Source organism: Streptomyces sp. KLMMK (assembly GCF_036961605.1).
Lineage (GTDB): Bacteria > Actinomycetota > Actinomycetes > Streptomycetales > Streptomycetaceae > Streptomyces > Streptomyces telluris.
This window is the reverse complement of record NZ_JBAMDC010000080.1, coordinates 1-21878: the sequence shown is the minus strand read 5'-3', so window position 1 is coordinate 21878 and position 21878 is coordinate 1. Positions and strand designations below refer to the sequence as shown.

General features: G+C 71.6%; 16 protein-coding genes, 2 pseudogenes and 1 riboswitch. Of the genes and pseudogenes, 10 read left to right on the top strand and 8 right to left on the bottom strand.

The window, feature by feature from the left end:
* Positions 1–868 (bottom strand): annotated as a pseudogene (locus tag V7793_RS15150) (asparagine synthase-related protein); the annotation flags it as partial.
* A gap of 913 nt (positions 869–1781) precedes the next feature.
* Here V7793_RS15150 and V7793_RS15145 point away from each other — a divergent pair.
* The 10 genes and pseudogenes from V7793_RS15145 (at position 1782) to V7793_RS15100 (ending at position 11816) form a co-directional block, all read left to right on the top strand.
* Positions 1782–3230: an MFS transporter gene (locus V7793_RS15145; protein ID WP_336006761.1), complete on the top strand. Its 1449-nt coding sequence runs from the start codon at positions 1782–1784 to the stop codon at positions 3228–3230.
* Positions 3231–3468: 238 nt separating this feature from the next.
* Positions 3469–4683: an L-2-hydroxyglutarate oxidase gene (gene lhgO / locus V7793_RS15140; RefSeq protein WP_336006763.1), complete on the top strand. Its 1215-nt coding sequence runs from the start codon at positions 3469–3471 to the stop codon at positions 4681–4683.
* Between the two features lie 57 nt (positions 4684–4740).
* A complete protein-coding gene (trmB, locus tag V7793_RS15135) occupies positions 4741–5637 on the top strand; it encodes a tRNA (guanosine(46)-N7)-methyltransferase TrmB (RefSeq protein WP_443057912.1) in 897 nt (298 codons plus the stop codon).
* Between the two features lie 133 nt (positions 5638–5770).
* Complete coding sequence (locus V7793_RS15130; RefSeq protein ID WP_336006759.1) at positions 5771–7108, top strand: PrsW family intramembrane metalloprotease; 1338 nt, start codon at positions 5771–5773, stop codon at positions 7106–7108.
* Between the two features lie 137 nt (positions 7109–7245).
* Positions 7246–7662, top strand: coding sequence for a very short patch repair endonuclease (locus tag V7793_RS15125; protein ID WP_443057913.1), 417 nt, complete (start codon positions 7246–7248; stop codon positions 7660–7662).
* Between the two features lie 424 nt (positions 7663–8086).
* On the top strand, positions 8087–8827 hold the full coding sequence (locus V7793_RS15120; protein ID WP_336006757.1) for an HNH endonuclease: 741 nt from the start codon (positions 8087–8089) through the stop codon (positions 8825–8827).
* Positions 8828–9542: 715 nt separating this feature from the next.
* Positions 9543–10022: pseudogene (locus tag V7793_RS15115) on the top strand (DUF5753 domain-containing protein); the annotation flags it as partial.
* Positions 10022–10231: a DUF397 domain-containing protein gene (locus V7793_RS15110; protein ID WP_336006756.1), complete on the top strand. Its 210-nt coding sequence runs from the start codon at positions 10022–10024 to the stop codon at positions 10229–10231. The pseudogene V7793_RS15115 and the gene V7793_RS15110, both read left to right, overlap by 1 nt.
* Before the next feature lie 343 nt (positions 10232–10574).
* On the top strand, positions 10575–11420 hold the full coding sequence (locus V7793_RS15105) for a hypothetical protein (RefSeq protein ID WP_336006755.1): 846 nt from the start codon (positions 10575–10577) through the stop codon (positions 11418–11420).
* Positions 11421–11516: 96 nt separating this feature from the next.
* On the top strand, positions 11517–11816 hold the full coding sequence (locus tag V7793_RS15100) for a hypothetical protein (protein WP_336006754.1): 300 nt from the start codon (positions 11517–11519) through the stop codon (positions 11814–11816).
* 68 nt (positions 11817–11884) lie between these two features.
* On the opposite strand, the gene V7793_RS15095 is transcribed toward V7793_RS15100, so the two are convergent.
* The 7 genes from V7793_RS15095 to V7793_RS15065 form a co-directional block, all read right to left on the bottom strand.
* Positions 11885–12829, bottom strand: a complete 945-nt coding sequence (locus V7793_RS15095) for an aldo/keto reductase (RefSeq protein WP_336006753.1) — start codon at positions 12827–12829, stop codon at positions 11885–11887.
* Between the two features lie 61 nt (positions 12830–12890).
* Complete coding sequence (locus V7793_RS15090) at positions 12891–13931, bottom strand: M23 family metallopeptidase (RefSeq protein ID WP_336006752.1); 1041 nt, start codon at positions 13929–13931, stop codon at positions 12891–12893.
* 321 nt (positions 13932–14252) lie between these two features.
* Positions 14253–14383, bottom strand: a riboswitch (cyclic di-AMP (ydaO/yuaA leader).
* A gap of 75 nt (positions 14384–14458) precedes the next feature.
* Positions 14459–15736 carry a PP2C family protein-serine/threonine phosphatase gene (locus tag V7793_RS15085; protein WP_443057911.1) on the bottom strand — a complete coding sequence of 426 codons (1278 nt, stop codon included), beginning with the start codon at positions 15734–15736 and terminating at the stop codon, positions 14459–14461.
* Between the two features lie 240 nt (positions 15737–15976).
* Positions 15977–17707 (bottom strand): DEAD/DEAH box helicase, encoded by a 1731-nt coding sequence (locus V7793_RS15080; protein WP_336006751.1) that lies wholly within the window; start codon positions 17705–17707, stop codon positions 15977–15979.
* Between the two features lie 251 nt (positions 17708–17958).
* Complete coding sequence (locus V7793_RS15075) at positions 17959–18162, bottom strand: cold-shock protein (protein ID WP_030367061.1); 204 nt, start codon at positions 18160–18162, stop codon at positions 17959–17961.
* Positions 18163–18367: 205 nt separating this feature from the next.
* Positions 18368–19258 (bottom strand): DUF6227 family protein, encoded by an 891-nt coding sequence (locus V7793_RS15070; protein ID WP_336006750.1) that lies wholly within the window; start codon positions 19256–19258, stop codon positions 18368–18370.
* Between the two features lie 281 nt (positions 19259–19539).
* On the bottom strand, positions 19540–21705 hold the full coding sequence (locus V7793_RS15065) for an alkyl/aryl-sulfatase (protein ID WP_336006749.1): 2166 nt from the start codon (positions 21703–21705) through the stop codon (positions 19540–19542).
* Positions 21706–21878: the final 173 nt, after the last annotated feature.

Below are 21878 nucleotides of genomic sequence, written 5' to 3'. Positions count from 1 at the left end.
CGAGGCCGTGGTCGGGAGCGTGCCGGGGGGCGGCGAGCCGGGTCCGTACGGCCTCGACGAGGGCGCTTCTTATGCCTTCGACGGCCTGCTCGGGGTGGAGCTGGGGGGCGGAGACGGCCAGCGACGCCGTCGGTTCGTAGCCGGTGATGTCGCGCGTGCCGTCGCGCAGCACGAGGGCGTGCCCGGGCGGCACGCGTCGTACGCCCTTGTAGGGCGTGCCGTCGCCGAGGGCCTCCGGGGAGTCGGGGCAGGCGAGGAGGGCGGCGAGGTGGCCGATGTCGAGCTGGGCCTCGGTGAGGTCGGCGAGGGGCAGGGCGGCGGTGGCGTAGGCGGTGCCGCCGGCCCAGGCGGTGTGGAAGACGGGGCGGGCGCCCGCCAGGTCGCCGACGACCGTGGTGCGGCGGCCCACCTGGGCGACGGCGGTGTAGCTGCCGGGCCAGGCCGTGAGGTGCCGCAGGGCGCCTCCGCGGGCCGCGACGAGCCCGACGCGCAGCTGCTCGTCGCCGGCGCCGCAGCGGCCGAGGACGGCGAGGCGGGTGAGGGGGTCCAGCTGGACGACGCGGACCTCGTCGGGGCGCCAGTCGCCCACGGCCCACAGGGGGGCCGGGTCGCCCCACAGGAGCTGGGCGCCGACGGGGTGGACGGTGGGGCCGTGGGCGGTGGAGCCTTCGAAGCCGTCGCGGCCTCCGTAACCGGGGCCGTTGCGGGCGTAGCCGACACCGTTGCTGCCGTAGCCGGCGCCGCTGCCGCCGTAATCGACGCCACTGCGGGCGTAACCGGCTTCGCTGCCGCCGTAGTTGTCGTGCGACGGGGCCCGTTGCTGCCCGGTCCCCGCGGTGGTGCTGCTCCACCCCACCACCCAGCGCATTCCGCCTCCACAGGCTGTGGACAACCGACGTGGACAACCGACCGAGCACCAGCTGGACGGCCATCAAGCGCTGCCATCCGCAGTCATCATGCACAGGAGGTCGCCGGTTGCCACAACGAGACCACCACGAAAGAGGCAACCCATTCGTCGCGCCTTTCACCCCAACTTGCTTGATTGCGGGGCGAAGTAGCACACCGTCCGGCCGTGCGCACGCAACCGCCATGCTGTCATGCACGGAGGCGGGAGACGCCCTACGCGCGCGTGCGGCGCGCCAAGTGTCCACTGCGGCCCGCCAAGTGCCGGCTACAGGGAGCCGAGCGTCTGTTGCGGAGCACCAAGTGCCTGCTGCGGGGCGCCAAGCGTCTGCTGCGGGGCTGGCGGTCGAGGCCTGCGGGGGTAGCGGTCGGGCCCTGCGAGGCGGCCGTCGGCGGAGGCGGGGCTGCTCCGGGTCACTCCGGAACACTGCGGGCTGCTTCGGACCGCTGCGGGCTGCTTCGGGGCAGCTGCCTGAGGGCAGGATCCGGCCAAACTCGGGGCAGCGGCTGCACGGGGGCGCATTCGCCCAGTGCTTCGACCCGTACGTCGCGGTCCGGGAGGCGGTCAACCGCCTCCCGGACCGGTCCGCCGCCCGCGGGGAATGAGGCGGCGGCTTCCCCCAGCCCACTGGATCCAGGCAGCGGGCCAACCCACGCGACTCCTATGGAAGCGCGCCCCGGATGGCGCGGACAGAGCGCACGGCGGGCGCACAGCCACACACAACCGGAGCACGTGCCCCTCGATGCACGTCCGCACGGACCAGAATCTCGCCATCCGGGACACCACCTCTTAACGGTCGGGATGCGGGGAACTACGCTGGGTTTACGAATGCCCCGCGCCTATGCCGGGGCGGGCGTCGCGTCGTCGAGGGGTGCGCATGTCCAGGGAGCCACGCGGGCCGAACGAGAAGCTCGGCACCGTCCTCGCCCTCGCCGGGATCAGCAACGCCGGTCTCGCGCGCAGGGTCAACGACCTCGGTGCGCAGCGCGGATTGACGCTTCGCTATGACAAGACGTCCGTCGCGCGCTGGGTCTCCAAGGGCATGGTGCCCCAGGGAGCGGCGCCCCATCTGATCGCCGCGGCCATCGCCGGCAAGCTCGGACGGCCGGTCCCGCTGCACGAGATCGGCCTCGCGGATGCGGATCCGGCGCCCGAGGTGGGGCTCTCCTTTCCGCGCGATGTCGGCCAGGCCGTGCGGTCCGCGACGGAGCTGTACAGGCTGGATCTCGCCGGTCGGCGAGGGGGCGGCGGCATCTGGCAGAGCCTGGCCGGATCCTTCTCCGTCAGCGCCTATGCCACGCCCGCGTCCAGGTGGCTGATAACCCCCGCCGACAGCTCGGTCGCGCGCGAGGCCCACACGGCGGCCGGGGAGGCCGAGGGCGCGGGCGGCCCGGACGGGGCCATACCGCAGCGCGTGGGCCACAGTGACGTCAGCAAGCTGCGGGAGGCCGCGGAGGACGCCCGCCGCTGGGACTCCAAGTACGGCGGGGGCGACTGGCGTTCGTCGATGGTCCCCGAGTGCCTGCGGGTCGACGCGGCGCCCCTGCTGCTCGGTTCGTACAGCGACGAGGTGGGCCGCTCGTTGTTCGGCGCCACCGCGGAGCTGACCCGGCTGGCCGGGTGGATGGCCTTCGACACCGGCCAGCAGGAAGCCGCGCAGCGCTACTACATCCAGGCCCTGCGGCTCGCCCGTGCGGCCGCAGACGTGCCCCTGGGCGGCTACGTGCTGGCCTCGATGAGCCTGCAGGCCACCTACCGCGGCTTCGCCGACGAGGGCGTCGACCTGGCGCAGGCCGCCCTCGAGCGCAACCGCGGCCTGGCCACCGCCCGCACCATGAGCTTCTTCCGCCTGGTCGAGGCGCGGGCCCAGGCGAAGTCCGGGGACGCACCGGCGTGCGGTGCCGCGCTGAAGGCCGCCGAGGGCTGGCTGGAGCGGGCGCGCACGGGCGACCCGGACCCCTCGTGGCTGGACTTCTACAGCCACGAGCGGTTCGCGGCGGATGCCGCCGAGTGCTACCGCGACCTGCGCATGCCGCGGCAAGTGCAGCGCTTCACCGAGCAGGCGCTGGCCCGGCCGACGGAGGAGTTCGTCCGCTCGCACGGGCTGCGGCTCGTGGTGTCCGCGGTCGCCGAGCTGGAGTCCGGCAACCTGGACGCGGCCTGCGCGGCCGGCACACGGGCCGTGGAGGTGGCGGGCCGGATCTCCTCGGCGCGCACGACGGAGTACGTCCGCGATCTGCTGCACCGGCTGGAGCCGTACGGGGACGAGCCGCGGGTGATGGAGCTGCGGGAGCGGGCGCGGCCGCTGCTGGTGTCGCTGGCGTAAGGGCGCCACCGGCGTGAGCGTGTGATCACTTCCCCGGGGCCCCGTGCGATCACTTCCCCGGGGCCCCGTGCGATCGCTTCCCCGGGGTCCCCTCGATCACTTCCCCGGGGTCCCCTCCCTGACCTGGGTTTCGACCGGTTGTCAGTGGCGCAGGTCATGATGGGGGGCGTGGGTGAGGCGCCGAGGGGAACCGGCTGCCCGGTCGCGGGTGTGCGGGCAGGCGCGGGGAGGTGACGTGGTGAAGGCGTACGACTGCGACGTACTGGTGGCCGGCGGCGGCATCGTGGGTTTGTCGACGGCCTTTGCGATCACGCGCGCCCAGCCGGGTACGCGCGTCGTGGTGCTGGAGAAGGAGCCGGGTCCCGCGCTCCACCAGACCGGGCGCAACAGCGGAGTGATCCACAGCGGGATCTACTACAGCCCGGGGTCGCTGAAAGCCCGGTTCGCGGTGCGGGGCGCGGCGGAGATGGTGGAGTTCTGCGCCGAGCACGGCCTGCCGCACGAGATCACCGGCAAGCTGATCGTGGCCACGGACCACGCGGAGCTGCCCCGCCTGCACGCCCTGGTCCAGCGCGGCCGGGAGAACGGCGTGCCGGTGCGCGAGCTCGGCCCCGCCCAGATAGCCGAGTACGAGCCGCACGTGCGCGGCGTGGGGGCCATCCACGTCGGTTCGACGGGCGTGTGCGACTACGGCGCGGTGGCGCGCCGCCTGGCCCGTCTGGCGGAGGACGCGGGGGCCTCCGTGCGGTACGGGGCGCAGGTACAGGTGATCGGGCGGCGCGGGGCGTCGGTGGCGGTGCGCACGGGGCTGGGCGAGGTGCTGCGCGCCCGCGCGCTGGTCAATTGCGCGGGGCTGCACAGCGACCGCGTGGCACGACTGGCGGGCGATGATCCCGGCGTGCGGATCGTCCCGTTCCGCGGCGAGTACTTCGAGCTGGCCCCGGGGCGTGCGGATCTGGTGCGCGGCCTGGTCTATCCGGTGCCGGACCCGGCCTTCCCGTTCCTGGGCGTCCATCTCACGCGCGGCATCGACGGCACGGTCCACCTGGGGCCGAACGCGGTCCCGGCCCTCGCCCGCGAGGGGTACAGCCGCATGACGCTGCGTCCCGGCGAGCTCGCCGGGACGGTGGCCTGGCCCGGCTCCTGGCAGCTCGCCCGCCGCCACTGGCGGTACGGGGCGGGGGAGGTCCGTCGCTCGCTGTCCAAGCGCGCCTTCACGGAGGCGGCCCGCCGCCTGCTGCCGGAGGTGACCGCGGAGGACCTGATACCGGCCCCGTCGGGCGTACGGGCGCAGGCGGTGCTGCGGGACGGCACGCTCGTGGACGACTTCCTGTTCGCGGAGTCGCCGCGGATGGTGCACGTGCTGAACGCACCGTCCCCGGCGGCGACGGCGGCGCTGCCGATCGGGCGGGAGGTGGCCAGGAGGGCGCTGCGGGCCATGGAAGCGGCCTGACCTGCAGGAATCGTGACCCCTGGGCCAGTTTCGACACGCCCGTAGAATTGAAGGACTGTGCCCGAGAACCACGCTTCCCCCTCAGCCCCCGTGACCGCCGACGAGCAGGCCGGCGCTCCGGCCGCCGAAGCAGCCGTCGCTTCGGCGTCCGTCGCCACTGCCTCTGCCGCTTCGGCGTCCGTCGCTTCGGCGTCCGCTGCGCAGCCCGCGCGCGGCCGTCGCGAGCCGATGTTCCCCGACGGTCCGGCGCCGGACCCGGCGGGTTCGCACCACGAGCGGCGCATCCGCTCGTTCCAGCCGCGCCGCAGCCGGGTCACGACCGGCCAGGGCGAGGCCCTGCGCCGCCTGTGGCCCAAGTGGGGCCTCGACATCGACGGCCTGAGCAAGCTGGATCTCGGCGAGCTCTTCGGCGACCCCGAGCTGCCCGTCGTGCTGGAGATCGGCTTCGGCATGGGCGAGGCCACGGCCAAGATGGCGGCGGCCGACCCGGGCACCGGCATCCTGGCCTGCGACGTGCACACCCCCGGGCAGGGCAATCTGCTCGGCCTCGCCGAGCGGAACGGCCTGACCAACGTCCGGGTCGCCAACGGCGACGCGATCATCCTGCTGCGCGAGATGCTCGTTCCGGACTCGCTCGCCGGCCTGCGCGTGTACTTCCCGGACCCGTGGCCCAAGAAGCGGCACCACAAGCGCCGGCTGATCCAGCCGGAGTTCCTGGCGCTGGCGGCCACGCGCCTGGCCCCGGGCGCCCTCCTGCACTGCGCGACGGACTGGGAGCCGTACGCGGAGCAGATGCTGGAGGTGCTCTCCGCGGCACCGGACTTCGAGAACACCCAGGCCGACGGCGGCTTCGCGCCGCGGCCGGAGTTCCGTCCGCTGACGCGCTTCGAGGGCCAGGGCCTGGACAAGGGGCACGTGGTCCACGACCTGCTGTTCCGCCGCAAGGCGCACTGAAGCGCTGAGGCACTGACTCGCTGGAGCACTGAAGCGCTGAAGCACGCCGGCAGGTGAGGGTCAGGTGAGGGTGGGGCCTACCGGCCCCCGGAATACCGGAGCCGCCCCGACGTCCCTTGGTTAGGGTCATCGGGTGCATGAGTCCCCACCCCACCAGCAGCCGACGGCCGGGCCGGTGCCCGCCTACGCGCAGCAACCGAACTTCTCCGCGATGCCCGCCCCCGCGGGCTGGCGCTACAAGCCGCGCCGCGCCCTGTGGGACAACAAGGCGGTGCGCGCCGGCGCACTGATCCTGCTCCTGGCCCTGTGCGGCCTGGTCATCCTCGCCCTGGTGCGGGAGCAGACGGGCACCGAGGGGTTCCTGGTGGGGCTCGGCCTCGCCGTACTGCCGGTGCCCCTGCTGGTGGCGGCGTTCCGCTGGATGGACCGGGTCGAGCCCAAGCCCTGGCGGAACCTGGTCTTCGCCTTCGCGTGGGGCGCCTGCGCGGCCACCCTGATGGCCATCATCGCGAACGGTTACGCCACGGAGTGGCTGGTCAGCTCCGTCGACCTCGCGCAGCGCTCGGAGGCCGACAAGTGGGGGGCGACGTTCGTCGCGCCCGTGGTGGAGGAGACCGGCAAGGCGGCCGCGGTGCTCCTGCTCTTCCTCTTCCGCCGCCGGGACTTCAACAACACCGTCGACGGCGTCGTCATCGCAGGCATCACGGCCACGGGTTTCGCGTTCACCGAGAACATCCTCTACCTGGGCAACGCCTTCGCCACCGACCAGAGCTTCGGCCGCGACGGGGTGCCGGCGGCCACGGCGGCGACGTTCTTCATGCGCGTCCTGATGTCGCCGTTCGCGCACCCGCTGTTCACCACGATGACGGGCCTGGGCTTCGGCATCGCGGCGACCCTCGCCCCGCGCCGCAAGATCACCCGCATCCTCGTCCCGTTCGCGGGCCTGCTCACGGCAATGGTCCTGCACGCGGTCTGGAACGGCTCGGCCAGCCTGTCGCCCCTGGCCTTCCTCTCGGTCTACGCCCTGTTCATGGTCCCCGTCTTCGGCGTCCTGACCTGGCTCGCGATCTGGTCCCGCCAGAACGAGCTGCGCACCATCCGCACCTTCCTCCCCGCCTACCAGGCCGCGGGCTGGCTCACCCCGCCCGAGCCCCTCGCCCTCTCCTCGATGCGCGCCCGCGGCATAGCCCGCGACGTCGCCCGCCGCACCGGCGGCCCGGCAGCGGCCCGCACCGTCGCCGAGTACATCTCCTTCGCCACGTCCCTGGCCTTCCTCCGCCAACGAGCCCACAGGGGCACGGCGGGCCCGGACTTCACCGCCAGAGAACAGGAGCTCCTCCACCACCTCTGGCACCGCAAACACGTCGCCCAACCGGCCTTGACCCAGGCTTCGGCGACGATCCCTCGGCCGTTCGTGCCGCCGCCGGTATGGGGCTGGCCCCAGGGCGGCCCGGGCCAGTACCGCCGCTGACAGATCACCTGGACCCGCTGGCGGCTTATCGGACCGCCAGCCTCCGGACGGGCACTACGCTCTGAAACGTGCCCAAAGACACCGAGTGGACGCCCCCGGAAGGCTCCTGGGCCTCATCAGCGGCCCGGCGCCGCAACATGCAGGCGATCCGCAACAAGGACACCAAGCCTGAACAGCTGATCCGCCGCTTGGTCCACGCCCAGGGCCTCCGCTACCGCCTCCACGCTCGGCCCCTGCCAGACCTCCGCCGGACGGCAGACCTCGTCTTCCGCCCGGTAAAGGTCGCCGTCTTCATCGACGGCTGCTACTGGCACGGCTGCCCGGAGCACTACCTAGCCCCCCGGGTCAACGCCGGCTACTGGTCCGACAAGGTCGCCCGCAACATGGCCCGCGACCGCGACACGGATGAACGTCTCGTTGAGGCGGGATGGCTAGTACTCCGGTTCTGGGAACACGAGCCCTCGGACCTGTGCGCTGACAAAATCGCCGCGACCGTCGCAGCTCGCCGCACCACCTCAGGAAGCCCTGGCTCAAGTCGGAACGACCGAGCCTAGCGGGCAGCCGCCTGCGGAATCCCAAACGAAACTGCAGCCTTGCTCACCCGCCATGTCTACTCATGCCTTGATGGCCGCCCTGCAAAGGCGAACAGCTACCTCACTGCGTCTGGTAATCATCGAACTTGGACTGCATCAGGCCACGCGCATTTTTGATCACGACCGCCGGCGGGTTCAGCTGCCCGGCTAGCTTGATCACGGTTGGGAAGAGATCCCCCTGGCAGGGGGCGTCCCATGCCCGAAGTGAAGGCCGCCCTGTCGAGGTTCATGCACCCTCCTTCCAACGTACTGAGCAGACTCTCTGCTGTCCGTACTCACATAGGGTGACAGACCCCACTGGCATCGCCCTCACCAAGTGAGCGGCACGCTCCGGCTTCCCGGAACCGCCCCACACGACACAGCGAACACTCGTACGATATTGCGCATGAGGAGCCCCTCGTGGACCTGGGATGAGCTGCTGCTGGCCTGCTCGCTGGTCGCCGCCAACGGCTGGCGTGAGCTGAGGCAAACTGACGCGCAAGTCGCAGAGCTGTCCGCGCTGCTCCGCTCCCTGCCCCTGCATAGCAGCCCGGCCCGCGCCCTCCCCGAGTTCAGGTCTATCGGCAGCGTCAGCAGAAAGACAACTGATCTCGCCACCAACCACCCCGCCTACCCCGGCAAGCCCACCAGGTGCGGAAAACTGGACAAGGCGATGATCGCTGCCTTCCTCGAGCAGCCTGCTGAACTCTCTGCCGCGGCCGCCGCCATAAGGAAGGGGATCGCCTCGCCCAGCTTGTCCCAGGTCCCTGAGCAGCCGGACGAGGCAACCGAAGACGGCATCACCGGGCTGGAAGGCAGACTTCTCGCACGCTGGACCCTCGCACGCGAGCGTGACCCAAAGCTCCGCCGCCGCAAGCTCGCCCACGCTCAGCGGCTTGGCCAGCCGCTGCGGTGCGAGGTCTGCGCTTTCGACTTCAGCCGTCTGTACGGCCAGCTCGGTGAGGGCTACATCGAAGTGCACCATGTAGTGCCCCTTCATATGTCTGGCCTCCGGAAAACAGAGCTCGACGACCTGGCGCTGCTGTGTGCTAACTGCCACCGCATGTGCCACCGGAGCCATCTCGGCGAATCATGGCGCACTCCGGCCAGCCTTCGCGCGGAGATCGAGCGGGTAAGTAGGGAGTAGTCGCGAGTCAGGGACGGCAATCCTCGTGCTGCCCTCTCTCTCCCCGCCTCGAAGCGGGTCTGAGCGATGTCCGGAGCAGTGCCGTGGGCTTGAAACCAGTGGAGGAGGTGGGCGGTGAGCTCTGTCGCCGCCTCCTCGGACACAATGCGGCCGAGCAGAGAAGCGGCTCGGGGCGCGGAACCTAGGCTGTAGAGGGGGAGGACGGCCTCGGCGTCGGCCACTCGGGGGGTCATCGGAAAGCCTTCTGCTGCCGGAAGGCCCGTGGCTAGCTCGTACCAGGACGTCTTGCCGTGGTCGTGAATGGTCACGCCGTGGCCGCTGGCCAGGCGCCGGCCGGGGCGGTCCCTTTCCAGTGCCGGGAATCGCCACGGGTCCGGGTCCCGGACCTCCATGCGCAGGTGGGGCCGTCCAGCGACACCGTCACCCACGTCGGTGTCCCCTCGCCCACGTGGGTAATGACGTCGGTGACGAGCTCGGTCAAGCAGAGCTGCATGGCACCCGCAAGGTTCGCGACTCCCCAGAGGGCGAGGGGTGCGGAAACCCATCGCCGCAGGTGCTCGACTCGTTCAGGGACGGCTAGAAACGGGAGTTCTCGCCTCTTGGGCGGTGCAACGAGCTAGCGCACATTCATGTGGTTCGATCCCCTCCGCCAAGGCAGTGCTGCGCCCAGCCGCAGCCGTACGACTGCACTGCGTAGGCATCGCGCAGACGGGGCCAGACGCGCAGGTACACGGAGGCCGTGCAGCACGCCTCCGAGATGCGGCTGCCGCCCGAGCAGATCAAGCAGCTCGTCGACATCCGCATGAAGCGGCAGGAAGTACTCAGTCGCAGCGACCCGCCCCACCTGTGGGCGATCCTCGACGAGTCTGTGGTCCGGCGTGTGGTGGGGTCACGTGAGGTCATGAGCGAACAGCTCAGCCATCTGCTTCAGGCCAACGACTCCCCTAGCATCACACTGCAGGTTCTCCCGTTCGCGAAGGGTGCCCACTCAGCAGCCATGGGCAGTTTCGTGATCATCGGCGGCCCGGAGCCGTCGCTCGATGTCGTGTACGTCGACCTCCACCTTGGCTCTCTCTTCATGGAGAAAGAAGCGGAGTTGGAGCGATACAGACTTGCGTTCGACTACCTGCGCGCCCAAGCGTTGGATATGGCGGCCACGTCCGCCCTCATCGAACGCGTACTCCGGGAGTTGTGATGCAGGAAGCACCCTCAGGCATACCGCGGGAAGGATGGTTCAAGTCCTCGTACAGCGGTGCCGGCCACACCGAGTGCGTCGAGGTCGCCCACGCCGCTCGGCGCACGTTCGTCCGCGACTCCAAGAATCCGGGCGGCCTCATGCTCTCCGTCTCACACGACGGATGGATGGCCTTCGTGGCCGACGCGAGACGCCTTAGCGCCCACTGACGCAGAGCCTGCCACCCGAAACTCGGGGGGCGGGGTGGTCCACGCCCGCCAGCCGACAGCACCCGAGATTTGCACCCCCGAGACTCGGGAGTCGGGACCCGAGCGGTCCATCTGAGGAATGGGCGGTGAGGCTTACCCGCCCTCCCGCCCCGTTCGCGTGTGCGTGCGCGTAAGCACACGTGTTGACTTTGTGCAACCGAGTCGCCACGCCTCGCTGTCGGCGTGTAGCGTGCGCCACAACGAACAACCCCGGCACCGGTGCTACCAACACCAGGCCGGGGTTTGACCACCTAGATCAAAGGCCCTGATCTCGTGGCTGTCGCCAACCTTATCGCTCCCCCCCATGGCCGCGCCCGGATACGGCAAGCGGACCGCACCCGATCAAGCCCCTCGCGGCCGGGGCGACTTCGCTCACCTGCCCGCCCACGAGGCGTCCATCGCCGCGCACATCGACCGGCTTCCCGACGGCGCCGCCGTCGACATCAAGACGCTCGCCAAGGAGCTCCCCGCCTACGGGCAGCAGGCCGTCGCCTCCGCCCTCAAGGCCCTGTCCGCGGCCGGTCACCTGCGTCGTTTCAGGGAGGTCGTCGGCGAGGGCCGTACGCAGTGGGTGTCCCGCTCGTACTTCTCGCGCACAGCGCGGGACGACGCCTGGTGGGCGGCCTTCCTCGCCCGTACGTCCGGGCAGGGCGCACCTTCGCCGGCCGTCTCCTCGCCCCCTGAGCCGGAGCGTGAGAAGGCGCGAAACGACTGTTCCCCCGCCTACATCGCCCTGGCCACGCTCGGCTGCTCCGACTCCCGCCTGATGCTCTCCGCCGCCGAGTGTTCCGCCCTCGAAGGCCTCGCTGCCGAGTGGTTCGCGCGCGGTGTCACACCGCTGGAGTTCGCGCGGATCCTCACGACCGGGCTTCCCGACGTCATCCACTGCCCGGGGGCATTCACCCGCAAGAGGCTCATCGACAGGCTGCCGCCGGAGCGCCTCCAGGTCCCGTACGGGGTGGCCTCGGCGCCTCACCGCGTCATGGAGTGCACCGGCTGCGGCGTCCCCGGCCGCCCCGAAGCCCTGTCCGGCGGCCTGTGTCGCCCCTGCCGCGGTGACGTGCCGTCCCCGGACCCGCTGGGCGAGGTACAGGCTGCCGTCCGCAGTCACGTCTCCCAGTTGCGCGCTCTGGCACGTGCACGGCGCTGACCATCGGCTACGTGCGCGGAAACGGGGCTCTCGCCATCGCTCCTGCGGCCCGGCGTAGCCTCGAAAACGTTGGGTTTGCTGATGCGGAGGTGTGGGATGGCTCAGGTTCCTACGGCTGTGGTGGCTGCCGGTGGGCTTGTCAGTGGGTACGGCGTTGCTCGGTGGACGAAGAAGCGGCCGCTTGGTGGGGCTGTGCTTGCCGTGGCCGGTGGGGTGGCTGCTCGGCAGTGGGCCGGGAAGGTCGGGGCGCCCCAGGCTGCGGCGCTGACCGGGCTGTACGTTGCCGCGTTCGCCGGGTCGCACCCGCTGGCCAAGAAGGTCGGAGCCTGGCCGGCCGTGTTCGGGGTGGCCGGGGCCGTGGCGCTCGCCTCTTGGGTGGCTGAGAGCCGGGCTTGAGCAGTGGGTAGAGATTGACGGCAGGGCTTCGGGCGGGGTTTTCCGCTCGAAGCCCCGCCACGGCCCGCTTACGCCGACGCCTCCGTCAGGAGGGTCAGGTCCGCCTCCGTCAGCTTGACGTCCGCCATCGCCAGCAGCGGCGCCAGCTGCTGCACCGTGCGCGCGCTCGCCAGCGGGGTCGCCACCGTGTGCTGGGCCGCGAGCCAGGCCAGGGCGACCGTGGCGAGCTCGACGCCGTGGGCCGCGGCCACCTCGTCCAGGGCCGCCAGGACGCGGCGGCCGCGGTCCGTTCGCAGGTACTCCGCGGCGCCCTCCGCCCGGGCGCTGTCCACCGTCGTGCCCGGGCGGTACTTGCCCGTGAGGAAACCCTTGGCCAGGGCGAAGTACGGGACGGCCGCCAGGCCGTGCTTCTCCGCCACCGCCGCCAGGTCGCCCTCGTAGGTGTCGCGCGAGACCAGGTTGTAGTGGGGCTGGATCGCCACGTACTTCGCCAGGCCCGCAGCCTCCGAGAACTCCAGCGACTCCTGCAGGCGCTCCGGGGTGATGTTCGAGGCCGCGATCTCGCGGACCTTGCCCTCCTTCACCAGCGCGTCGAGAGCAGTGATGAACTCCTCCACCGGCACCGACGGGTCGTCGTAGTGCGTGTAGTAGAGGTCGATGTAGTCGGTGCGCAGGCGGCGGAGGGATTCCTCCACACCCGCCTTGATCACCGCTGCGCGCAGGCCCCGCGGCTCCGGGACGCCCGCGCCGACCTTCGTGGCGAGGACGATGTCGGCACGGTTGCCGCGCGAGGCGAACCAATTGCCGATGACGGTCTCCGACTCGCCGCCCTCGTTGCCCGGAACCCAGGCCGAGTAGACGTCCGCGGTGTCGATGAAATTGCCGCCCGCCGCCGCGTACGCGTCGAGGACCGCAAAGGATTCCGCTTCGTCCGCTGTCCACCCGAAGACATTGCCGCCGAGCGCCAACGGGTGGACGGAGAGATTGCCGATCTTCTTGTGAATGTCAGCCATGTACTCCTGCAGCGTCCTTGCGGGGGCCGGTATTCCGCTACGGCCTGCGCTACGGCCTCCGCTACGGATGCAGGCCCCTGCTCCTCAGCCACCCCAGCGGGTCGATCGGCGCGCCCCCGCCCGGCCGGACCTCCAGGTGCAGGTGCGGGCCCGTGACGTTGCCCGTCGCACCGACACGGCCTATGACCTGGCCCGGCGCGACCTTCCCCGAGGTGACGACCATCGACGACAGGTGGCAGAACCACAGCTCCGTACCGTCGTCGAGCCTCAGGACGATGCGGTAGCCGTACGCCCCGGCCCAGCCGGCCTGAACGATCCTGCCGCCGCCGACCGCCCTCACCGGCGTGCCGGTCGGGGCCGCGAAGTCCTCCCCCGTGTGATTCGCGGACCACATGTTCCCCGCCTGACCGAAGCCGGCCGTCAGGGTGTACGAGGCCAGGGGGAGCTTGAAGCCGCCGGAGGCGGAGTGGCGGGCCGCCGGGGCGGGAGCCGGAGCCGGAGCCGGAGCCTGGGCGGATCGCTGCTTCTTCGGCGCCTGCTGCCTCGGTGCTTGCTGCTTCGGTGCGTGCTGCTTCGCCGTCTGCTGCCTCGACGCCTGCTGCTGCTCCGGAGCCGCCGCCCGCGCCGCCCGCGCCTCCGGCGCCTCGGGCGTCTCAGGCGTATCGACCCGCTCCTTCGCCGCCTCCGCGGACCGCGCCGCCGCCTCCGCCGCCTTCCGCTCCGCCGCCTTCTTCTGCGTCTCCGCGGCCTGCTTCACCTGGGCCGCCTGCGCCTCGGCCTCGGCCACGCCCTGCTGGTGGTCGGCCTGCTCCAGGATTCTCGCCCGGAGCACCTCACCCGCCGCCGCCGCGCTCTCGGCCATCTCCACCGCGGCCGATGCGCTTTCCTCGCCGGCGAATTCGGCGGCGGCGGAATCGACCGAGCCCGCCGCGCTCCCCGCGAAGAACGAGCCCACTCCCGGCAGCTGGGCCAGGTCGGGCATGGATATGGACGTCGCCGGGCGCTCCTGGGCGTGCGCCATGCCGCCCGCGCCGACCGCCGCGATGACGCCCGCGCCGAGGACCGCACCGCTGCGGGCCATCGTGCCGCCGCGCTGCTTCACGACGCGGTGGCGGCCGCGGCCCGTGCCGAAGGCGTTGTAGACGGAGGGGCGGTGGGAAGCGGGGGCGTACGGCGACCCGGGGTCGTAAGCGCTGTCCGACTCGTACCGCAGCTCCGGCCGGGGCTCGGGCTCCGGCTCGTACGGAGGTACGTACGCCGGGACCAGCGGCGGATCGTATGCAGCGGGCTCGTACGCGGCGGGCTCATACGGGGCAGGCCTATACGGCGCGACAGGCTCGTACCCGACAGGCTCATACGGCGCGACAGGCTCATACCCGACAGGCTCGTACGCGGCAGGCTCGTTGGATGCCACGAAGGCACTCCTTTCCTTCCTTCTCGCCTACCGGGTTAGCTGACGGGTTCGGAGCAGGAAGGTCTCCTACGGGCCGCGCGCGGCCCGATTCACCCCAGGGTGGTGGTTCCCCGGTTCCCAGAACTTGCCGGTGTATCAGGTGGTGCTGTGCCCGCGGGATTCGGCGAAGGCGCACGGCGCAGCGCCTCTTGCGGCGTTGCGACAACCGCGCTCCGTTATCGAACGTTAATAGACATGCCGGGTGGATTCCAAGCCGAACGCCCGAATCCACCGATGCCCTCGGGCACGTCTTCACAGGATGTGCGCCCACGGAGCCTGTCGATACTTTCTACGAAATGCTGTTCGATCCGCTCGCCGCGCCGGATCGCCAACAGGGCCATGTCGTCGGCAGCCTGACCCTCCGAATGGCGCGCGACGTCCGCGATCAGGGCGTCCAGCAGCGCCTCCGGGTTCTTGAACCGACAGCCCGTCAGCCCGGCCCGCGGGTCGTAGAACGTACCGCCGGCATCCCTCGCCTCGGTCACCCCGTCCGTCATCAGCAGCAGCATCGATCCCGCGGGAAACTCCCGCTCCTCCGCCCGGTCCGGCCACACCCCCAGCTCGCCCAGGCCGAGGGGCAGCGCGGGGACGGCGGGGTCGGCCGCGCCGATGCGGCCGTCCGCGTGCAGCAGGAGCGGTGAGGGGTGGCCGCGGTTCAGCAGCCGGAAGACGGGCTCCCCCGGCGGCAGCTCCGCCAGTACGGCCGTGGTGAAGCCCTCGGTCCGGTCCACGGAGTCGGCCCGCAGGTTCGCCCGCCGTGCGCCCTCCCGCTGGAGCGCGTGCTCCAGCCGCCCCGCGAGCCCCTCCAGCGTGGGCTCCTGCTCGGCCGCCTCCCGGAAGGCGCCGATCACCACGGCTACCGCCTCGACCGCGTCCAGGCCCTTGCCGCGGACGTCGCCGACGATGACGCGTACGCCGTACGGGGTGTCCTGGACCGCGTACAGATCGCCGCCGATCCGGGCGTCCGCCTGGGCGGCGACGTAGCGCGCGGCCACGCGGAGGCCGCCGATCCGGGACGGGGGCGCGGGCAGGACGGCGCGCTGGGCCGCCTCCGCGATGCCCCGGGCGGAGGCGAGCTGCTGATCGCTGCGACGGGCGATGCGGTTGATGCCGAGCGCGACCAGGGAGACGGCGCCGATGGTCGCGATCTCGGCCAGCGCCTCGCCGGTGTCGGACGGCCGGTGGTAGACCACGAGGCCGACCGCGACCGCCACGGCGGCCAGGGCGGCCGTGACCGTGGCACGGAGGGTGTGCAGCGGCGCCGCGACGAGGGGCGCGGCGGAGAGGAAGGGGGCGCACGTGTAGTGCGCGGGCGCCCCGAGGCCGAAGAGGACGGCGCCGACGATCAGAACGGCCGGGAGCCTGCGGACGGCCCGGCGGACGGCCCGGCGGACGCCCCGGCGCGCCGTACGGCGGAAGACAGGGCGGGCAGAACGGCTCTCTCGCTTGCCCACCGCACTCTCTCCTGACCGGCAGTCCCGCACGTCAACGACCTCCCACCCTTCCGGGCGGGAGGTCGTTGGGCGAACGGTGCTGGGCCAACCGGGGAGGGAGGCCCCTGGGAGAACGGCCCGGCGAGCAGTCCGGCAAGCACGCCCAGCGGGCAGTCGGCGAGTACGCCCAGCGGGCAGTCCGGCGAGCACGCCGACGGGCAGGCCGACGGGCAGGCCGGCGAGCACCCCCGGGAGAGCGGGTTACGAGGAGCGGCGCTCCCGTGCGCCCCCGGTGCCCCGGCCGGCGCCGTTCCTGCCGGCACCCCGGCCGGAAGCCGCACCGGAAGCGCCACCGGCCGCCCGGCCGGCACCCCGGCCGCCCGTGCCCCGGCCCGAACCGCCGGCACCGTAGGACGCCGAAGACGAGGACGAGGAAGACGACGAGGACGACGAGGACGACGCCCCGGAAGACATCTCCGTACGCACCCGGCCGCGACCGCCACGACCGCCGCGCGAACCACGGGTGCCCCGGGAGCCGCGCGACCCGGCGGCAGCCGCAGCCCCACCGGCGGACCCGGCGCTCGCGCCGCCCCCGCCCGACCGCTTCCGCGGCGTCGACTGGGCCGGCACCGGCGGCGCGATGACCACGGGCACGCCACTGGGCTGCTGGGCACCGGTGATGCGGACGAGCTCCTCATCCTGCGGGCCGACCGTCACGACGTTCGGGGAGATCTTGGCCGTGACCATCATGCGGCTCATCTCGCGCCGCTGCTCGGGCAGCACGAGCGTGACGACCGTGCCGGACTCGCCCGCGCGGGCCGTACGGCCGCCGCGGTGCAGGTAGTCCTTGTGGTCCATGGGCGGGTCGACGTTCACGACGAGGTCGAGACCGTCGATGTGGATGCCGCGCGCGGCCACGTTCGTGGCGATCAGCGCGGTGACCTCCTGCGTACGGAAGAGGTCCAGGGTGCGGTTGCGCTGCGGCTGGCTCTTGCCGCCGTGCAGGGCGGCGGCGCGCACGCCCTCGGACAGCAGCTTCTTCACCAGGCGGTCGGCGCCGCGCTTGGTGTCCACGAACATGATCACGCGGCCGTCGCGGGCGGCGATCCGGGTGACCGTGTCCTTCTTGTCCGTCTCGGAGACGTGCAGCAGGTGGTGGTCCATCGTGACGACCGCGCCCACCGACGCGTCGACGGAGTGCGTCACCGGGTCGGAGAGGAAGCGGCGGACGAGCCGGTCGACGTTGCGGTCGAGGGTCGCGGAGAAGAGCATCCGCTGCCCCTCGGGGTCGACCTGGTCCAGCAGCTTGGTGACCTGCGGCAGGAAGCCCATGTCGGCCATCTGGTCGGCCTCGTCCAGGACCGTGATCCGCACGTCGCCGAGCTTGCAGTCACCGCGCTGGATGAGGTCCGCGAGCCGCCCGGGGGTGGCGACGAGCACCTCGGCGCCGCGCGCGAGCGTCTGGGCCTGCCGGCCGATGGACATGCCGCCGACGACCGTGGCCGTCCGCAGGTTCACGGCGGTGGCGTACGGGGCGAGCGAGTCGGTGACCTGCTGCGCGAGCTCGCGGGTGGGGACGAGCACGAGGGCGAGCGGGCGGCCGGGCTCGGCGCGGCGGCCGGCCGTACGGGCCAGCATGGCGAGGCCGAACGCGAGGGTCTTGCCGGAGCCGGTGCGGCCGCGGCCGAGGACGTCACGGCCGGTGAGCGAGTTGGGCAGCGTCGCGGCCTGGATCGGGAACGGCTCGGTGACGCCCTCGCGGGTCAGCGTGGAGAGCAGGCCGGCGGGCATGTCCAGATCGGCGAAGGACGCCACCGGCGGCAGCGCCGGGGTGGTGCTGACCGGGGTCTCGAAGTCGCCCTGGGGGGCGGCGGGCCTGCGGCGCGACGACTGGGCGCCGGAACGGCCGCCCTGCTGGGAGCTGCGGTTCTGCTGGGCACCACGGTTCTGCTGGGGTCCGCGGGGGCGGGCGGGGCGGGCGGAGCGAGTCATACGGGTGGGACCTTCCCTCAATGGGGGTGGCACGCCCGAAAGGGAGACTTCGCATCGCGAGACCGTCCGGAACAAGAACGGTCGGACGGCGGAAAAGCCTGGGCGCGCTGGTGCGGGACGACGGCCGGCACGCGGGCGCCGGCCGGCGCAGGGGCAGCAATGGGGCCCGCACCCCGAGGTGCGGGCCCCATTGCCTGGTGCTTCATGCAGAGCCCGGCGCCGTCGTCAGACGGACCGGGCGGGCATCATCGTCAGGCGGCGACGATGTTCTCGGCCTGCAGGCCCTTCTGGCCCTGCGTGACGTCGAAGGAAACCTTCTGGCCCTCGAACAGCTCACGGAAGCCGTTGGAGGCGATGTTCGAGTAGTGGGCGAAGACGTCCGGACCGCCGCCGTCCTGCTCGATGAAGCCGAAGCCCTTTTCCGAGTTGAACCACTTCACGGTGCCAGTAGCCATGTCTATCTCCTTAGTGGATGCAAATGGGCCCCACACCGGACAAAGACCGGCAAAAACAAAAATGCGCCTTCGGTTCACATAACCGTCAGGCGCACACGAGTTCATGGGTACCACAACTGAAACGTCAGTTAAGCGTAGCACACGTCGGCGGCCCCCGTTTCACCCGCCCGCCGACGGTGCGCAGCCCCGCGGCAGCCCGGTGCCGCTACAGCTCCACGCCCTGGGAACGGGCATGGCGGTCAGCCGCCACCTCGGCCTCCGCCTCGTCCAGATAGACCTCGCAGACCAGGCGGCCGTCGGTGTTCATGTTGTGCTCCAGCTCCCACAGGCTGAGCTCGCCGCCGCCCTCCAGCAGGAAGGCGTGCTCGTAGAAGCGGCACCAGGTGGCGTCGCGCCCGGGGCCCCGGCGGCGCGGTTTGGTGATCAGCGCGATGTGGTGGCCGAGCGCCCCCTGGAGCAGCTCGCGCACCACCTCGCCGGGCCCGTCCTCGTTCTCCGCGCGCCGCAGCAGCCGCCGGGCGTGGTCGGGCGAGCCGTCGGAGACGTACTCCCGGCGGGGCTGCACCGGCCCCATGGCCAGCAGCAGCTCCTCCGCCAGCCAGGCCGGCAGCTCCTCGGTCTCGCTGCCGGGGCCGATGCCGCCGCCGATCCGGTCGTGCACGCGCCGCTCGGCCCGGTCGAGGACGTCCTCGTCCGCGTACAGCTCGTAGACGAAGACATCCTCCGGCCCGGTGTTGTGCTCCAGCTCGAACAGAAGCAGGCTGCTGCCGTCCGCCAGGAGGAAGACGTGGCGGTACGAATTACAGCGGAGGGGCCGCCGGTCGTCATTGCGCTGGCGGTACGAGCGGAGCTCGGGCTGATGCATCAGCGCCGTCCGCAGCCGGCCGAGCATCCGCTCGTCGATCTCGAAGCCGTTCTGCGCCCGCCCCAGCAGCGCCTCCACATGCTCGATGGGCGTGGTCTCGGCTCCCGCCGGACCGCCCGGTCCCTGGCCGTGCTCCGTGCGCCCCCTGTGCGCCCTGTACGCCGGGCTCTGATTCCCCCACTCTGCTCGCTCGCTTCCGCTGCCGTTCTCACCCGCTCGCGAGTTCTCCATGCCTCCGACCTCCCGGACCTCGCCGCGCCCACCCCGCGCACTTACCGTAGCGGCGCGAACACGGGACGGGTGCGGGGTTTCGGTGAACTGGGTGCGCAGAGGTCCGGGCACGCGGGGGGCGGCCGGCGGTGGCTCGGCGGGTGGGGCGTGCGCGTGCTGTGCGCCCCCCTGGCCCGGCGGGGCCCCGACGGAGCCCCGGCGGATCCCCGGCGGAGCCCCGGCGGAGCCGGAGCCCCCTTCTCCGTCGAGCTTCTCCACCGAGCTTCTCCACCGAGCCGGCGCTACTCCCTCACGGGCTTCGGCGTCACGATCGGGAACACCGGGTTCGGATAGGTCAGATAGCCGAAGACGGTGTCAGCGGCAGCCTGGTCGTCCACCTCGATGCCGTGCCCGACCGCCGCGTCGAAGTGCTTCTTGAAGTCGAGGCCCTGCGTCAGCACCTCGTCGAGCACCGCGCGCGAGAGGGTGATGGTCGCCTGCGGCTTGCCCGCGAAGAGGTCCTCCCCGTCGACGTACACGAGCACGCCGTTCCGCAGGGTCGTGGTGCACTCCCGGCCGGTGCCGTTGAACACCCAGCGCAGCACGATCGGCGACCGCTGCTCCGCGGCGGCCCTGGGCCCGTCCACACTCTTGGCCATCGACGAGAAGATCTGCTCCAGGGACATGCTCTTCACAAGGTCCGAGGCGCTGTGCGGGACGGGCTTCTGCGGCCCGTTGCGGAGCTCTTCGGCACCGGTGAGGTAGAAGTTGCGCCAGGTGCCGTTCTCCGCGCCGTATCCCAGCTGCGTCATGGCATCGGCCTGCAGGGCCTTGGCCGCCGCCAGGACGTCGGCCGGGACGAGGGCAGGGTCCGCGGGGTCCGCGGAGGCGAAGATGACGTGGTTGAGCAGTTCCAGGACCCAGCGGTACTGCGGCGGCTCCGCCTCGTACGCCTGCCGCGCGGCCCGCACGACCTCCTCCGCGCCGCCCATGGCCCGCACGTACCGGGCGCCGGCCTCGACCGGGGGCAGCTCCCAGAGGTGGGCGGGGTTGCCGTCGAACCAGCCCATGTAGCGCTGGTAGACCGCCTTGAGGTTGTGGCTGAGCGAACCGTAGTAACCCCGGTCGTACCAGTGGCGGCCCAGCCCGGGCGGCAGCTCCTTGAGCTTCTCCGCGATCTCTATCCCGGTGTAGCCGTCATTGAGCAGGCGCAGGGACTGGTCGTTGAGATAGCCGTACATGTCCCGCTGGTTCGCGAGGAATTCGAGGATGCTCTCCTTGCCCCAGCGCGGCCAGTGGTGGGAGGCGAATTCGACGTCGGTGTGCTCGCCGAAGGTCTGGATGGCCTGGGTGAGGTACTTCGACCACGCGTGGGCGTCGCGGACCTGGGCGCCGCGCAGGCTGAGGATGTTGTGCATGGTGTGCGTCGAATTCTCGGCCATGCAGAGGGTGCGCAGCTCGGGGAAGTAGAAGTTCATCTCCGCCGGGGCCTCGGTACCCGGGGTGAGCTGGCAGATGATCCGGACCCCGTCCACGTGCAGCCGGTACAGGCCCGGCTGCCACGGAATGATGTCTTCCGACGGGTGCCAATCGCCCACCGGAGTGGGCTGGTGCTGCGGGCCGCCCACGTAGTCGGTCGGCGGGATGAGCGTGACCTCGCCGGTGGAGATCGTCAGCCCGAGGCCGGATCCCACCTGCCCGTCGGGGCCCTTGTCCAGGCCGGCCGCGTACATGTAGCCCGAGCGGCGGCTCATGGCCGGGCCCGCGTAGACGTTCTCGCTGACGGCGTGTTCCAGGAAGCCTTCGGGCGCGTAGACCTTCAGGTCGGGCGCGATGACGTCCCTGGTGTCGTTGAACAGGCCGCGGGAGCCACCGAAGTGGTCGACGTGGCTGTGGGTGTAGATGATGGCGGTGACGGGCCGGTTGTCGTTGCACGTCTCGCGGTAGAGCCGCAGGGCGTGCTGTGCGGTCTCGTAACAGGCGAGCGGGTCGATGACGATGATGCCCCGGTCGCCCGTCACGATCGTCATGTTGGACAGGTCGTAGCCGCGGACCTGGTAGATGGTCCGGCCGTTCGAGGCGGCCACGTGGAACAGGCCGGCGACGGCGGTGAGCCGGCCCTGCCGCCACAGGCTCGCGTTGACGGACGGCGGCGGTACGTCCTCGCCGTTCTCCAGGAACTCGTAGCCGGCGAAGTCCCACACGGCGCGCTTGCCGTCGCGGGAGGGGATGACGCGGAGGTCGCGCGGCGGCGGGGCTAGCAGCCCGCGCGTGGCGTCGGCGAAGTCGCCGGTGCTCGGCGGAATGGTCTCGATGACACCGCGGTTCGCCTCCGCGACGGCCGCGGACGGCTCGACGGGCTCGACGGGCTCGGCGCGCTCGGCGTGCCCGGTGGGCTCGGTGTGCTTGGGGCGCTCGGGGTGTTCGGGGTGTTCGGTGGACTGCTGCGACCCGGCGTTCTCAGGCATACGGCGTTCCTCCTTGGGCATGCGGAAGCTCCACGTGTGCGGGGGAAGAGTGGTGCGTGTGGTGCCGTACGGGTGCAAGGTGCGACATCGACGCTATGAAGCGGTGGAACGTTGCACAAGGAACACGATCAAGCCAGGAAGCCGGGCGACGGTTCGAAGACGGTTCGAAGACG